This is a genomic window from Bacillus cereus group sp. MYBK222-1 (genome assembly GCF_051916425.1).
In the GTDB taxonomy this organism is placed as follows: Bacteria; Bacillota; Bacilli; order Bacillales; family Bacillaceae_G; genus Bacillus_A; species Bacillus_A paranthracis.
Window position 1 is genome coordinate 48,731 of sequence record NZ_JBQAGP010000005.1, and the last position, 15,733, is coordinate 64,463.

Here is a 15,733-nt window from a genome sequence, read left to right on the forward strand (position 1 = left end):
CAAGGAGGTTTTATGTCATACGTAAGATGTCTGACCTTTTAGAAAAATAAAAATAAAAAAAGACCCATATGGATTCACTTTCATCTATGAGAGAAAGCTAATCAATATGAGTCCTTTTTGCACATGGGCTAATATTCATTAGTTTTCCCCATAGTCCAGCAATTTAAGGTTGCCGGGTAGAAACTCTCGATCCATATTATCGAGTATATATGAGGTAACATCGTCCGTATCAAATTAGTAGTAGCGTAACATTAACGGAGAACTATCGTCAATAGCTTTTTTTCTTCCAATAGAAATAGACCATATAAGTATGATAAAATGTAACGCAGTGTTATGAAAAAGAGAGGTCGGAAAATGAGTACAAAAATGACGCCACCAGTTGAAAAAAACGAGTTTATAGATGTAGTATTTGAAGATTTAACACATGATGGTGCCGGTGTTGCGAAAGTAAAAGGCTATCCTATTTTCGTTAAAAACGGATTACCAGGTGAAGAAGCACAAATTAAAATTATTAAAGTAAAGAAAAACTTCGCATTCGGTCGTTTAATGAAGCTTCATACAGAGAGCCCATATCGTAAAGATGCAGAATGCCCAGTGTACAATCAATGCGGCGGTTGTCAGCTTCAGCATTTAACATATGAAGGACAATTACAAGCGAAAGAAAAACAAGTACGCGACGTTATGCAGCGCATCGGCGGATTAGGTGATGTTCCTGTTCATCCTGTACTTGGCATGAAAACCCCGTGGGTATACCGTAACAAAGCACAAGTGCCAATTGGAGAACGTGAAGGCGGACTTGTAGCTGGTTTCTATCGTCAAGGAACGCATGACATCATTAATATGGAATCATGTTTAATTCAGGCGGAAGAAAACGATACATTAATCCAAGAAGTAAAACGTATTTGTGAAAAGCACGGTATTTCAGCGTACAACGAAGAGCGTAACAAAGGAACACTTCGCCACGTAATGGCTCGTTACGGACAAGTAACAGGGGAAATTATGCTTGTCTTCATTACTCGTACAGCAGAATTACCAAATAAAAAAGCAATCATTGAAGAAATTGCAGCGAAATTCCCAGAAGTAAAATCGATTGTTCAAAACGTAAACACGAAACGTACAAACGTAATCTTCGGAGACAAAACGACTGTACTGTACGGATCAGAATATATTTATGACTTTATTGGCGATATTAAATTTGCGATTTCAGCACGTTCATTCTATCAAGTAAACCCAGAACAAACGAAAGTGCTGTACGATAAAACGTTAGAATACGCAAAATTAGATGGTAACGAAACAGTAATTGATGCCTATTGCGGAATTGGATCAATCTCCTTATTCCTAGCACAAAAAGCGAAAAAAGTGTACGGCGTTGAAATCGTCCCGGAAGCGATCGAAGACGCAAAGCGTAACGCAGCACTAAACAACATGACAAACGCTGAATTTGGTGTAGGAGAAGCAGAAGTAGTTATTCCAAAATGGTATAAAGAAGGCGTAATCGCTGACACAATGGTCGTAGATCCACCGCGTAAAGGTTGTGATGAGGCACTACTTAACACAATCATCGACATGAAACCAAAACGCGTTGTATACGTATCATGTAACCCAGCAACATTAGCACGTGACTTAAAAGTACTAGAAGAAGGCGGATATAAAACGCAGGAAGTACAACCTGTTGATATGTTCCCGCATACGACTCATGTAGAGTGTGTAGCTTGGCTTAAGTTGGTATAATAGGAAAGCAGTTGATATAGGAAAATCTATACCATCTGCTTTTTGGTTTATTGAGAGTTTGAAATTGTATTCATAGTGAGAGGATTTGAATTTGAAATGATAGATAATTTTTGGCGTGATTTACCACGACCATTTTTCGTACTTGCACCAATGGAAGATGTGACAGACGTTGTTTTCCGTCACGTAGTAAGTGAAGCTGGTCGTCCAGATGTATTCTTCACAGAGTTCACAAACTCAGATAGCTATTGTCATCCAGAAGGTATGAAAAGCGTACGTGGTCGTTTAATTTTTACAGAAGATGAACAGCCAATGGTGGCACATATTTGGGGAGATAATCCTGAATATTTCCGTCAAATGAGTATTGGTATGGCAGAGTTAGGATTTAAAGGTATTGATATTAATATGGGTTGCCCTGTGCCAAACGTAGCATCAAGAGGAAAAGGTAGTGGCCTTATCTTGCGTCCAGACGTTGCGGCAGAACTTATTCAAGCTGCAAAAGCGGGCGGATTACCTGTCAGCGTAAAAACAAGACTTGGCTTTAAAGAGTTAAGCGAGTGGGAAGATTGGTTAACGCACATTTTCAAACAAGATATTGCAAACCTTTCTATTCACTTACGTACAAGAGAAGAGATGAGCCAAGTAGATGCACACTGGGAGCTAATTCCGGAGATTAAAAAATTACGTGATCGTATTGCACCAAATACGCTCCTAACGATAAACGGAGACATTCCTGACCGTAAAACTGGGCTGGAACTTGCTGAAAAATACGGCATTGATGGCGTAATGATCGGACGAGGAATCTTTAAAAATCCATTTGCTTTCGAAAAAGAACCAAGAGAGCATAGCAGTAAAGAACATCTGGATCTTTTAAGACTACAACTTGATCTTCAAGATCAATATGCAGAAGTATTACCAAGATCCATAACAGGATTACATCGCTTCTTCAAAATTTATGTAAAAGGCTTCCCTGGGGCTGCTGAACTACGAAATCAATTGATGAGCACGAAGTCAACGGATGAAGTACGCGCATTGCTTAATAAGTTTGAGGCGAGTGTTAGTGAGACACAGGGTAGTGAAACGGTGTAACTTTTGAAAGTTAGAGGGATGGAGTGTAGTAATTTTATTAGTGTAAGGTGAACCGTATCAGAAGTAAGTGAGGTATTCTATATAAAACAAGGGTAAGAAAAGAATACAGGAGAAAATGGTAGGTTGATCTTGATTTTCACTGATATTAGCATGTTTATTTTATCCCGCTATTTGCAGGCAGTAAAACTCCCACCTCAAAATTCTGCTAGTGCAAAGGGGTTAGGTTGGATTCAGGCTGATAATAAGTGGGGGATGAATCACCCCTCACTTATTAAAGTTGCACTTTATTACGCCTATAATTGGAGGCTATGCAAATGTTAAGTGATCAAACGAGATATTCTAGGCTCGCGAATATAACCAAAATAATAAATACAAAATTAGAACTACGTGAAGTATTGCAGCGTGTAACAATGGCGATATCAGAGGAGATTGTTAGGTGTGACGCTGTTGGAATTTATTTACCTGAAGAGGATGGAACATTTAGAGGGTTTGCAGGAAAACCAGAGACCATAAATGGCGTAATGCTCGATACTCAAGTAATTGACCCTGAAGTAGACTTACTGGCAAAAGAAGTTATTGAAACTAAAAAAACCATCTATATTCCTGATACCTCAAAGGATCATCGACCGGATCCGAGACCAGTCGATGCGTTCAAAATTAAGTCTTTATTAGCTCTGCCTATCTCATTTGGGCAAGAGTTATTTGGTCTTGTTTTTTTATTTGATTATGGAGTTCCAATGAACTTAACAGATTCAGAAATTCAAAGTGTTGAAGCTTATGTAAACATGGCGGCGGTCGCCATTCAAAATGCAAAAAATTTAACCCAAAAAGAAAATCTTATTGCCGAGAAGCAGCTGTTACTAAATGTTACCCGTGATTTATCAATGTGTTCCTCAATACAGGAGAGTTTTGATAAATGCTTTTTTTACTTAGGACAGATTTTAGAGAGTAAAAACATGGCTGCCCACCTTTTAGATCCGCTAGACAAAACAACGATTAAGACAACGAAGTTAAGCTCGGGCTGTGATTGGATAGAAGCAGATTGGATGGAGAAAAGCTATGAAGCCAAGATTCAAGAGATTATTCGAACAAAACATATAGATAGTAAGGGTTTACTGATGATGCCATTGGTTTCAATGGGAGAAGTATTAGGGGTAATCGTCGTTGGCAAAGAGGAAAAAACTCATAATTACGATGATTCCCGAATTCAACTGGCAAAATCTATCGTTGATGCCACAGCTCCTACGTTTTCAAACTTGTTATATATGGATCAACTTGAAAGCATGGTGGAAGAACGAACGAGAGAACTGGCTGCTGCTAATGAAAAAGTCACAAGTGTGATTGAAAGTATTACGGATGGATTCTTGACTTTGAATAATAAATGGGAATTTACTTATGTAAATAAACATCAACATTTCCCACAAAGAAAAACAGCAAAAGACGTATTAGGTAAGAATATATGGGAGGTCTTCCCAAGTAGCGTAGATACAGTTATATATAAGGAGCTTCATCGTGTAATGTCAGAGCGAACTACAGTTCATTTTGAATTTTTTTCTACTTCTGATGAATATTGGCATGAAGTTATTGCATATCCGTATGATGATGGTATTTGTTGTATTTGTAAAAACATAACAGAAAAAAAACAATATGAGCAGGAATTGAAAAGGTTATCCAACATAGAGTTAATAGGGCAAATGGCAGCAGGTATCAGCCACGAGATTAGAAATCCAATGACAACAATACGAGGATTTTTGCAGTTATTAAAAGAAGAGAATAACTATGAGAAACATAATAACTACTTTAATTTAATGGTTGAAGAACTTGACCGTGCCAATTCTATTATTACTGAATTTCTCTCAATAGGTAATACAAAGAAATCAGATTTGCAGATGTTAGATTTAAACTCAATTATCCACGATATTATTCCTTTAATAAAGATAGATACGCATAATCAAAATAAATATATTCAAGTCGATACAAATGACGTTCCAGCATTACTTTTAAATCGTAATGAGATACGGCAATTATTAATGAACCTATACTGTAATGGCTTAGAAGCGATGAGTACAGGGAAAACTCTAACCATTAGCACCTATAAGGAAGGGCAAAATTGTGTGGTGCTTGCAGTGCGGGATGAAGGGAAAGGTATCAGCCCTGAAGTATTAGAGAAACTGGGGACTCCATTTTACACAACCAAAGATAATGGAACTGGATTGGGATTAGGCGTATGTTATGCCATTGCTACCCGTCATAATGCAAAAATAGAAATTCAAACAGGATCGGAAGGCACTACCTTTTTTGTTAAATTTAATTATGAAAATAATAAAAAATAATCTTATTTAGATTAGTTACGGTAAACTGTATTACAAATAAAAAGTTAAAAATAATCAACATTTCAGGAGGAAACCCAATGGCAATGAGCAACAACGATATATTAAAAAGAGTAAGATATGCTTTAGATATAAAAGATATAGATATGGTAGAAATTTTTAAACTTGGCGGAATGGAAGTAACGAAAGAAGACGTAGTTGATATGCTTACAAAAATAAAGAGAGCGCCTCAGCACGAACCTGAAAACCCTGATGTGGAAGAAGATGAGTACGTAAAAACATGCGATATGATGATGTTAGAGGCATTTTTAAATGGATTTATTACTTTAAAAAGAGGTAAGCAAGATCCGAAACCAGGGCAACCGGCACCTGTACAAAGCAAAGAAAGTGCGAATAACCTTCTTCTAAAGAAAATGAAAATAGCACTATCTTTAACGAGTGAGGATGTACTTGACATATTAGATAGCGTAGGCGTTACGGTGACTAAGGGAGAACTAGGCGCTCTATTAAGAAAAAAAGGCCATAAAAATTACAAAGAGTGCGGCGATAGATACGCAAGGAATTTCATTAAAGGATTAGCTGTAAAGTATAGAGGATAATGATTCCGTTAAAGCGGTAAATGATATAATAGGTAGAGTAGGACGTTTGTATCCTACTCCTTTTTATTTGTAAAAATAATATGCTAGGTGATGAAATGGTACATACATATTTAGGCGAAACAATTAATTTTCATATAACTTATAAAAAGAAAAAATCGGTGCGTTTTTTGGTGGATTCTTATGGGAATGTTGAGGTGCAAGCTCCAAAAGGGACACCTGTTAAATATTTAGTCCAGTTGCTAGAAGAGAAGTGGGATTGGATTCAGACAACACGTAAGGAAATGGCGGAGCGAGCGCGTGGACCACAGGAAAAGGATTATGATCAAGGAGAAGGCTTTTTGTATTTAGGAAGTACGTATCCGATACAAATTTCTCAAGATACAAATATTACGCAAGACAATGCAGTGTTTGAAGGAGATAAGCTACATATTTATGTGAAAGATCTTAAAGATGAGAAAATACAGCAAGCTTTAAAACGATTTTACTATAAGCAGTGTAAGTCATTAGTAGAGAAGAGTATTAAAGCACATCAAAGTAACTTTAAAACAAAACCGCGTTCTATTCGTATTACAGATAGTAGTCGTACGTGGGGCACTTGCGGTTCAAATTTACAGCTAACATTCAATTGGAAGCTAGCGATGGCACCACAGCGAGTAATTGATTATGTAGTTGTTCATGAAATGTGCCATATGGTTCATTTAAATCATGATCGCTCTTTTTGGCGCCTTGTCGGGAAGATCATGCCTGATTATAAGGAAATGGAGAATTGGTTAGCGTTATCTAGTTGGAAGATGACGGTTTAGTGGTGCACTTATTGTCAATCTTTGTCGGTAAGTCGATATATTTTGGAAATCGCTGATATATTTGGAGTTGCGCCGATATATTTTGGAAATCGCTGATATATTTGAAGTTGCAATCGATATGTTCAAGGAAGAGAAAGCAAAAGGAGATGTCACAGCAGACATCTCCTTTTTTCTAGCGTAGCAATTATCGCCCAAACTTCACAACAAAATCTTCATCCACCTTCTCCATTTCATACCCACGATAACCCTCCGAAAGCAACGCCTGTTGTCCACCAGCATTGTTCATTGGAATGCTCTTAATATCCGTCCAATCTCGTTCTTTAACTCCGCGCAATTCCTTCACAAAAACATACCGCATATTACCACCATACTTCTCCTTCAGCGCAGCAATCTCCATCCCTTGTGAGAACTTATCTTTTAAGCTTGGAATGTTAAAAGGTGCAACGGTGCAGCACACATAATCATATTTGCTGTTTTCTTTTTGTAATTCGTCCATGATGACTGTCGCTAATATTTTTTGTATCCCATTTCCGCGGTAGTTCGGATGAACGTTTGAGATTTCTTGATAGATGACGCGGTGTAGTTCACTTTCTGGTAAGCCGATATCAAGTCCTAAATGTTCATCGTCGATAGGAGGGACGAGTAGGGCGCGAAATGCGATGAGTTCGTTTTTGATAAAAGCACCGATCATCATGCCATTTCCTTCTAGAATGTATTGAAATTCTTCTTGTGAAAGTGGTTGTAAACGGCTTTTATCTTCTAGTGCTTCAACTACAATGTTCTGTAGTAATAAAATTTGTTCGATGTGCTCTTTGGATAGTAATGTAACATGAAATGGATCGTTATTTTGTTTTAATGATCCTTTGTATAGAACTGTCATGCATTAGTCCTCCTTTAGCGTACAACGTCTTGAAATACAGTTAGTTCTTGTAGTGTATCTTCGTTTATTTCAATGCCGAGTCCTGGCTTTTCGTTTAAGCGAATAAATGGTACATCGTAATGTAAGTTTCCGATGTCTTTCGTGAACTTTAACGGACCTGTAAGTTCAACGCTCGTAATGATTTTCTTTGAGAAAGCGACATGGAATCCTGCGGAAGAGGCAACAGATGATTCGACCATTGATCCCACTTGGCATTCAATGCCGGCCATTTCTGCTTGATGAGCGAGTTTTACAGCGGGATATATGCCGCCGCATTTCATTAGTTTTATATTTACTTTATCAGCCGCGTCTAATTTAATGATTTGGCGCATTTCACGAGAACCTTTTAATCCTTCATCAATCATAAGCGGAAGGTCTGTTTTCGAACGAATGTGAGCCATTGCGTCAATATCGTCTGCAATGACAGGCTGTTCAATCCAGTCGATGTTTAAATGACTTAATGAACGAAGTGCTGTTAATGTGTTGGCGCTATTTTTCCAACCTTGGTTTACATCAACACGAATCGCAATATCATTTCCTACACGTTCACGTACCGCCTCAATTCTTTTTACATCTTCTTTTACATTTGTACCGACTTTCATTTTGAAAGATTGGTAACCTTTTTGAATCATGGAAGCAGCTTCTTTTGCCATGGCTTCAGGTTCGGCGATACTTAAGACGTGAGTGACAGGAAATTCCTCATGATATCGTCCGCCAATTAATTGATATACAGGTTGATTTAATTTTTTACCCATTATATCGAAACAAGCGATATCAATGGCAGCTTTCGCAGTAGGAACACCGTAAATTGTATTGTCCATCATATCGTGTATTTTCTCGATATACATTGGATTTTTCCCGATAAGAGCAGGAGCTAGTGTATGCTTTAAAGTATGGAAAGTACTTTCCCAAGATTCGCCTGTAACGTGATCATCAGCGACGCCTTCACCGTAACCGATAATGCCTTCGTCTGTTTCCATTTTGACAATAATAGAAGGCATATCAGAATAAGAACCGTAACTAATAACAAACGGATCGCGAAGCGGTAAACGAATTGCATAAAGATGAATAGCTGTAATTTTCATTAGGTAGAGACCCCTTCCTGTTTACAATGGTTTTGTACATTTGATATAGTTGACGTTAAATAGTCGTTAATTAATGATAAGGAGTTAGAGAAATGATGATAAAAATTGCAGTTGTCGGTTCAAAAGAGTTTATGGAGACACTTTTACCTATTGCTCATAAACTAGAAGAAATAGAAATTGATCCATATGTTTACCTTCATCCGGCAGAATCTTCTGAACTATTAAAGCGTTTAAAGCCTTGTGATTTCATCTTTTTCTCAGGTGCTTTACCTTATTATATGGCAAAAGAAATAAGAGAACAATTACGAATTCCAAGTACGTACTTACAGCAAGACGAGACGACTGTCGCATCTTCCATTCTTTCTGTCATGTATCACCAAGGGGTTCAACCACATAACATTTCAATTGATTTAGTAGACCGTTCATTCATTATAAATGTGTTCCATGATATTGGCATAAAAGAAAGTCCACAAGTGTTTGATTATGAAAATATGCTGTGGAGTAAAGATGAAATAAATAGAGTTATTGATTTTCATGTAGCTAAATATCAATCTGGAGAAGCTCATTTAGCTTTAACTAGTATTCACGCTGTCTATGATGAACTTCAAAAAATAGGTATTCCTTCAGAACGTATGATAGATCCGAAGCAATCTATTATACATGGGCTAAAAGATGCAAAAATAAAAGCTGAGTTAGCAAGAAGCCATTCAGCTAATGTTGGTGCTTGTATTATTTCTTCTTTAGAATTACGAGATGGTTTGCTTGAGCAATTAGATGTTATTTCAAAAGAACTACGTGGTTCATTTAAAACAATTGATGAAATGACGTTCATTTTATATACGACTCGTGGTGATATTGAATCCATTATAAAAACAAATACGATGAATAATTTATTTGCGAGTATAGAAGGAACGATAGCTATTGGATTTGGTTACGGAAAAACTGTGAAAGAAGCGGAGCAAAATGCTAAAATCGCCCAAGGTTTCGCGAAGAATAATCCAATAGACCACTGTTTTTATATACTAACAAGTGATAAAGAACTATTTGGTCCGTTCCCGAAAGAACAGAGAGTACAAAGTTTGAAAAATGATAATCCGGAACTAATGAAAATAGCGAAGGAAACGAAACTTAGCCCAGCAAATTTATCAAAAATCATTCAATTTAGTCAATCGCATCCGTCATTAAAGTTTACAGCAGCTGACCTTTCTGAGTACTTACAAGTGACTCGAAGATCGACAGAAAGGTTGTTAAAGAAATTAGTTGATTACGGGTATGCTCATATTTGCGGCGAGGAAATGCCTTATCAACAAGGGCGTCCTCGCGCAATATATGAACTGAATTTACCGTTATCTTTAAGCTTCTAATTGAGTGTTTTGTTTTTTTAGTAGTTCTGCTTTTTCAATGTCAGATAGTTTCGTAATTGTGAGACCAGTTATACCGTAAATGATCGAGATAATAGGTACGATGAAATTCAATATAGCATAAGGAGCATATTCGAAGGCACCTACGCCAAGTGTTGCGAGTATAAATACGCCGCATGTATTCCAAGGTACGAAAACAGAAGTTAATGTTCCGCCATCTTCTAATGCTCTGGATAAATTTTTAGAATGTAGTCCTTTTTCTGTGTATGCATTCGCGTACATTCTTGAAGGAACAACAATCGAAATATATTGTTCAGAGCAAGTAAGATTTGTTGCAAAGCAAGATGCGATAGTTGAAGCGATAAGTCCTTTTGCTGATGTCGCTAATTTTAAAATTTGATTTACAATGGAGCGAAGAATACCTGTATGTTCTAATACTCCTCCGAAAGTCATAGCGACAATTGTCATAGAGACGGTATTCATCATAGAGCTTAAACCACCACGATTAAATAGCTCGTCTACTAGCTTGTTGCCAGTGTCTATGACAAATCCACTTTGGAGTGCAGCGACAGCTGATGAGACAGAACCACCTTGAATAAAGACTTGTGATAAAAATCCTAAAATAATACCTACGAGAATAGCTGGTATAGCAGGAACTTTTTTAGCGACCAATACCATAACAACTACAGGTATGATTAATAGGAAAGGTGAGATAACAAAGTTTTGTTGCAATACTTGTAATGTTTGCTCGATGCTTTTTGCATCGATATTGTTAGCACCGAAGCTTCTTCCTAAGAACGCGTAAACGATAAGAGTAATAATTAAACCTGGAATTGTAGTAAATAACATATGACGAATATGTGTGAATAAATCTGTATTTGTTAATCCTGCGGCTAAGTTTGTTGTGTCTGAAAGCGGTGACATTTTATCGCCGAAATAAGAACCGGAAATGATAGCACCGGCAACCATCGGAGCTGGGATTCCCATACTTAGGCCAATACCCATTCCTGCAACACCAATTGTTCCCATTGTAGACCAAGAGCTACCAATAGCTAATGCAACAATAGAACAAATAATTGTAATTGAAACTAAAAATAGTGATGGTGTTAATAGATTTAAACCGTAATAAATCATTGTTGCGACGATTCCACCACCAATCCAAGCACCGATCGTTAAACCTACTAGAATAATGATAACGATAGCGGGTAATGCGAGGCGAATTCCTTTATACATTGCTTCTTCAATGTCGTTCCATTTGTAACCGTAACGCCAAGCGACGATGGAAGCAACGGTTGTACCGATAATAAGTGGGACGTGAGGGCTTTGTTTTAATACAACAATTGTGACCATCATAACTGCAACTGTAATGATAATAGGGATCATGGCTACACCAAAAGGTATTTCTTTTTTCATAAATGTCCTCCTTGTTATGTATGTTTGTTTGTATTTTTAGAATTGTCGTAAAATAGACGTTTATTAGGTTATGATAACTAAAAATATATGTAAGCGTCAACATAAAAGACAGAAAATAAGTAATATTCTAGTTGTTTGTTTAGTTTGTAATATAGATGTAGAGTAAGCTTTTTTAGTGTTTAAAAATAAACAATTGACTTTTTTCTTAAAATTCAATATGTTCATAAAAACATCTGTTTTTCATAAGTATAATTAACCTGAATGGTTTGGAATTTGGGAAGGAGAATGTAGCTTTGAAAACATTAGAACTACAAGAGCGTTTAACTGAAATTTTTCAGCATTTACATGAAAACCCTGAAGTGAGTTGGAAAGAGTATGAAACGACAGCGTATATTACTAACTTTTTAAAAGAAGAAGGAATTTCATATAAAATATTTGATGATTGCCCAGGGGTGATTGCTGAAATTGGAAGCGGAAATCCTGTTATTGCAATTCGCGCTGATATGGATGCACTTTGGCAAGAAGTGAATGGAGAATTTAAAGCGAATCATTCGTGTGGTCACGATGCTCATATGACGATTGTAATGGGACTTATTTTACAATTAAAGAATATGAGATGGAAAAGTGGTACAGTTAGATTTATTTTTCAGCCAGCAGAAGAGAAAGGGAATGGCGCTTTAAAAATGGTAGAGAAAGGTGCTGTGGATGATGCGGATTTCCTATTCGGTGTTCATTTGCGCCCGATTGAAGAACTATCTTTGAAACAAGCTGCCCCATCAATTCGTCACGGAGCAGCAGGATTTTTAGAGGGTACGATTCATGGAGAAGATGCACATGGAGCACGCCCACATCAAGGGATAAATGCGATTGATGTTATTTCCATGATTAATATCGGTTTGAAAAACATATGGCTACCACCGCAAAGTTCCTATTCAGTAAAGATGACGAGGTGCCAAGCTGGTGGTGATAATTTAAATATTATTCCGGGTAACGGGCATTTTAGTTTAGATGTCAGAGCGGAGAGTAATACATTATTAGAAGAATTGAAGAAAAAAATAGAGCATGTCATAGAATCAGCTGCATCGATGGGATCGAAAACTTCATATGAGTGGATTGATCTCGCGCCAGGAGCTGAAGTTTCAGAAGAAGCTGAGCGATTTATGCGTAAAGGCATTCTTGAAGTGTATGGGGAAGATAAATGTACGGGACCACTTTATACGACAGGAAGCGATGATTTCCATTACTACACAGTGAAGAGACCACATTTAAAAGCTGTCATGCTTGGATTAGGAGCAGACCTACAACCTGGATTACACCATCCGTATATGAAGTTCGATCATAGTTGCATTATGGATGGGGTAGAAATATTAAAACAAACTGTATTGAAAGTGTTAGAAGACAGGGGCTAGGGAGCTCCTGTTTTTTGTAGAAATTTGTCGTTAAGTCGATATCCTTTGTCGAAACGTCGATATATTGAAAAAATCGTTGATATATTTGAAATTACGATAGATATATTGAGAAAATCGTCGATATAATTTCACGTACCTATTAATTTGATGAAAAATGAGCATCCAGTACATGGTGTATAATAATAAGTACCATTTCTTAATAGGAGAAAACGAATGAACGAACAATATTACGATGCAGTTTTACATATAAAAACAGTCGGTGAGCAAAAAGGATTTAACAAGTCTATGCATTATCATCGTTATGAACCGACGCCGTATAGCGGATTAGATGAGTTATTGAATCAATATGAAATACGAAGTAGCGACCGAATTGTAGACTTTGGATGCGGAAAAGGACGATTAAACTTTTACATGCACCATAAGTGTGGTGCTTCAGCAGTTGGAATTGAAATGAATGAAGAGTTTTATAAAGAAGCGATGGATAATCGAGATCGTTATGCACGAAAGGCACGAAACAGTAAGGGGAAAATTCAATTCCAATGTTGTTTAGCGCAGGAATATGAAATTGATCCACGCGATAACCGTTTTTATTTCTTTAATCCATTTTCTGTACAAGTTTTTATGAATGTAGTAAATAACATTTTGCTTTCAGTAGAAGAAACGGGGAGAGAAGTGGATATTATTTTGTATTATCCTTCTGAGGACTATATTTTCTTCTTAGAAAATCAGACTGCGTTTGAGCTGAAGAAAGAAGTTAGATTGCCAGGTGCTTATGAGAAGAATGGGAATGAGAGATTTTTAATTTATACATTAAGATTATAAAAAAGCAGGTGCCAAGGCACCCGCTTTTTTTACTCACGTCTATATAATTAGTTACGGATTAAGTAATCAAATGCACCTAAAGCTGCGTTTGCACCTGAACCCATAGAGATGATGATTTGTTTGTACGGATTATTTGTACAGTCACCTGCAGCAAACACTCCTGGTACGTTTGTAGCGCCGTGCTTGTCTGTTACGATTTCACCGCGAACGCGTTCAACTGTTTCGCCTAACCAGTCTGTGTTTGGAACAAGACCGATTTGTACGAATACACCTTGTAATTCAACGTGATGAACTTCTTCAGTTTCACGATCGATGTAAGAAATACCGTTTACTTTATCAGTACCAGTAATTTCTTTTGTTTGAACGTTTTTCAGAACAGTTACGTTTGGTAAGCTGTTAAGACGTTCTTGTAATACAGCATCAGCTTTTAATTCCGGCATGAATTCAAGAACAGTTACGTGCTTAACAATACCTGCTAAGTCGATAGCTGCTTCAATACCAGAGTTACCTCCACCGATAACTGCTACGTCTTTTCCAGTGAATAATGGACCGTCACAGTGTGGGCAGTATGCTACACCTTTATTTTTGAACTCAGCTTCACCTGGTACGCCAACATTACGCCAGCGAGCACCTGTTGAAACGATTACGCTCTTACTTTTCAGAATAGCGCCGTTTTCAAGTTCCACTTCAATAAGTTCTTTTTTCTCTAAACGTTTCGCACGTTGTAGATTCATTACATCGATGTCGTATTCTTTAACGTGCTCTTCAAGACTTGCTACTAGCTTAGGACCTTCAGTGCGTTTTACGCTGATGAAGTTCTCAATGCCCATAGTATCCATTACTTGACCGCCGAAGCGCTCAGCAACGATACCAGTGCGGATTCCTTTACGTGCTGCATAAATTGCTGCACTTGCACCAGCAGGGCCGCCACCAACAACAAGAACATCGTATGGATCTTTATCAGAAAGCTCTGATGCATCTGGACCGTTACCCATTTTAGCTAAAATTTCTTCAAGTGTCATACGACCGCTGCCGAAAGATTCGCCGTTTAGGAAAACTGTTGGTACTGCCATGATGTCTTTGCTTTCTACTTCCTCTTTGAATGCAGCGCCATCAATCATAGTATGTGTAATACCAGAGTTAAGAACGCTCATTACGTTAAGAGCTTGTACAACATCAGGACAGTTATGACAACTTAGGCTGATATAAGATTCAAAATGATATTCGCCTTGAATGTTTTTAATTTGATCGATTAATTTTTGTTCAACTTTTGGAGCGCGTCCACTTACTTGTAGTAAAGCTAACACTAATGAAGTAAATTCGTGTCCTAATGGAATACCAGCGAATACGACACCAGTGTCTTCACCAGGGCGGTTTACGCTAAAGCTTGGTGTTCTCTCTAATTCAACTTTTTCTACTGTAATCTTAGATGACATAGTAGCTAATTCGTCTACTAGAGCTAACATATCTTTAGATACGTCATCGTCTCCTGCGCTTACTTTAAGTAAAATATCGTTCTCCATTAATTGAAGATATTGGGATAGTTGTGTTTTTATATCTGCATCTAGTATCATTTTGATCGAACTCCTTAGATTTTGCCTACAAGGTCAAGGCTTGGTTTAAGTGTAGCAGAACCCTCTTGCCATTTAGCTGGGCAAACTTCACCTGGGTTGTTACGTACGTATTGAGCTGCTTTAATTTTGTTAACAAGAATGCTTGCGTCACGGCCGATACCGTCAGCATTGATTTCCATAGATTGGATAACGCCGTCTGGATCGATGATGAATGTACCACGAGCAGCAAGACCTTCTTCTTCCATTAAAACGTTGAAGTTGCTAGTGATTGTGCGAGTTGGGTCACCAATCATGATGTACTCGATTTTGCCGATAGTTTCTGAGCTATCATGCCATGCTTTGTGAGTGAAGTGAGTGTCTGTAGATACAGAGTATACTTCAACGCCTAAATCTTTAAGAGTTGCATATTGGTTTTGTAAGTCTTCAAGTTCAGTTGGGCAAACGAATGTGAAGTCAGCTGGGTAGAAACAAACTACACTCCATTTTCCTTTTAAACTTTCGTCAGTAACTTGGATAAATTCTCCATTATGGTAAGCATTAGCTTTAAACGGTTTTACTTCTGTGCCGATTAATAACATATTAAAATTCCTCCTAAATGTTG

Annotated in this window: 13 protein-coding genes and 1 riboswitch; of the genes, 8 read left to right on the forward strand and 5 right to left on the reverse strand. The window is 37.4% G+C overall.

What is annotated here, in order from left to right; translation table 11 throughout:
• Positions 1–131: 131 nt before the first annotated feature.
• A riboswitch (purine riboswitch) is annotated at positions 132–233 on the reverse strand.
• A 121-nt stretch (positions 234–354) separates the two neighbouring features.
• From rlmD to ACTFR9_RS20770, 5 genes are all read left to right on the forward strand, one after another.
• Positions 355–1,731, forward strand: a complete 1,377-nt coding sequence (gene rlmD, locus ACTFR9_RS20750) for a 23S rRNA (uracil(1939)-C(5))-methyltransferase RlmD (RefSeq protein WP_000105042.1) — start codon at positions 355–357, stop codon at positions 1,729–1,731.
• Positions 1,732–1,827: 96 nt separating this feature from the next.
• Complete coding sequence (locus ACTFR9_RS20755; RefSeq protein WP_000566689.1) at positions 1,828–2,817, forward strand: tRNA dihydrouridine synthase; 990 nt, start codon at positions 1,828–1,830, stop codon at positions 2,815–2,817.
• Between the two features lie 314 nt (positions 2,818–3,131).
• A complete protein-coding gene (locus tag ACTFR9_RS20760) occupies positions 3,132–5,150 on the forward strand; it encodes a GAF domain-containing sensor histidine kinase (RefSeq protein ID WP_229136771.1) in 2,019 nt (672 codons plus the stop codon).
• Between the two features lie 77 nt (positions 5,151–5,227).
• Entirely contained in the window at positions 5,228–5,746 is a 519-nt protein-coding gene (locus tag ACTFR9_RS20765; protein ID WP_001251709.1) for a DUF1456 family protein, read from the forward strand.
• Positions 5,747–5,841: 95 nt separating this feature from the next.
• Positions 5,842–6,549 carry a M48 family metallopeptidase gene (locus ACTFR9_RS20770; protein ID WP_076856257.1) on the forward strand — a complete coding sequence of 236 codons (708 nt, stop codon included), beginning with the start codon at positions 5,842–5,844 and terminating at the stop codon, positions 6,547–6,549.
• A 184-nt stretch (positions 6,550–6,733) separates the two neighbouring features.
• Here ACTFR9_RS20770 and ACTFR9_RS20775 read toward each other — a convergent pair whose 3' ends face one another.
• Both ACTFR9_RS20775 and ACTFR9_RS20780 read right to left on the reverse strand, forming a co-directional pair.
• Positions 6,734–7,429 carry a GNAT family N-acetyltransferase gene (locus tag ACTFR9_RS20775; RefSeq protein ID WP_076856256.1) on the reverse strand — a complete coding sequence of 232 codons (696 nt, stop codon included), beginning with the start codon at positions 7,427–7,429 and terminating at the stop codon, positions 6,734–6,736.
• Between the two features lie 14 nt (positions 7,430–7,443).
• Positions 7,444–8,553, reverse strand: coding sequence for a mandelate racemase/muconate lactonizing enzyme family protein (locus ACTFR9_RS20780; RefSeq protein ID WP_000704457.1), 1,110 nt, complete (start codon positions 8,551–8,553; stop codon positions 7,444–7,446).
• A gap of 92 nt (positions 8,554–8,645) precedes the next feature.
• Between ACTFR9_RS20780 and ACTFR9_RS20785 the strand changes: the two genes are divergently transcribed.
• Positions 8,646–9,917 carry a hypothetical protein gene (locus tag ACTFR9_RS20785; RefSeq protein WP_000972841.1) on the forward strand — a complete coding sequence of 424 codons (1,272 nt, stop codon included), beginning with the start codon at positions 8,646–8,648 and terminating at the stop codon, positions 9,915–9,917.
• On the opposite strand, the gene nhaC is transcribed toward ACTFR9_RS20785, so the two are convergent.
• Positions 9,906–11,327, reverse strand: coding sequence for a Na+/H+ antiporter NhaC (nhaC, locus tag ACTFR9_RS20790; protein WP_000711545.1), 1,422 nt, complete (start codon positions 11,325–11,327; stop codon positions 9,906–9,908). The genes ACTFR9_RS20785 and nhaC overlap by 12 nt on opposite strands.
• Before the next feature lie 293 nt (positions 11,328–11,620).
• Here nhaC and ACTFR9_RS20795 point away from each other — a divergent pair, with 293 nt between their 5' ends.
• Positions 11,621–12,736 carry a M20 peptidase aminoacylase family protein gene (locus tag ACTFR9_RS20795; protein ID WP_000853529.1) on the forward strand — a complete coding sequence of 372 codons (1,116 nt, stop codon included), beginning with the start codon at positions 11,621–11,623 and terminating at the stop codon, positions 12,734–12,736.
• 213 nt (positions 12,737–12,949) lie between these two features.
• The gene (locus ACTFR9_RS20800; protein WP_001005629.1) at positions 12,950–13,558 is read left to right on the forward strand and encodes an SAM-dependent methyltransferase; all 609 of its coding nucleotides are present in this window, start codon (positions 12,950–12,952) and stop codon (positions 13,556–13,558) included.
• 47 nt (positions 13,559–13,605) lie between these two features.
• Here ACTFR9_RS20800 and ahpF read toward each other — a convergent pair whose 3' ends face one another.
• Positions 13,606–15,132, reverse strand: a complete 1,527-nt coding sequence (gene ahpF, locus ACTFR9_RS20805) for an alkyl hydroperoxide reductase subunit F (RefSeq protein WP_000599492.1) — start codon at positions 15,130–15,132, stop codon at positions 13,606–13,608.
• A 14-nt stretch (positions 15,133–15,146) separates the two neighbouring features.
• Positions 15,147–15,710, reverse strand: coding sequence for an alkyl hydroperoxide reductase subunit C (gene ahpC, locus ACTFR9_RS20810; RefSeq protein ID WP_000924418.1), 564 nt, complete (start codon positions 15,708–15,710; stop codon positions 15,147–15,149).
• Positions 15,711–15,733 lie beyond the last annotated feature (23 nt).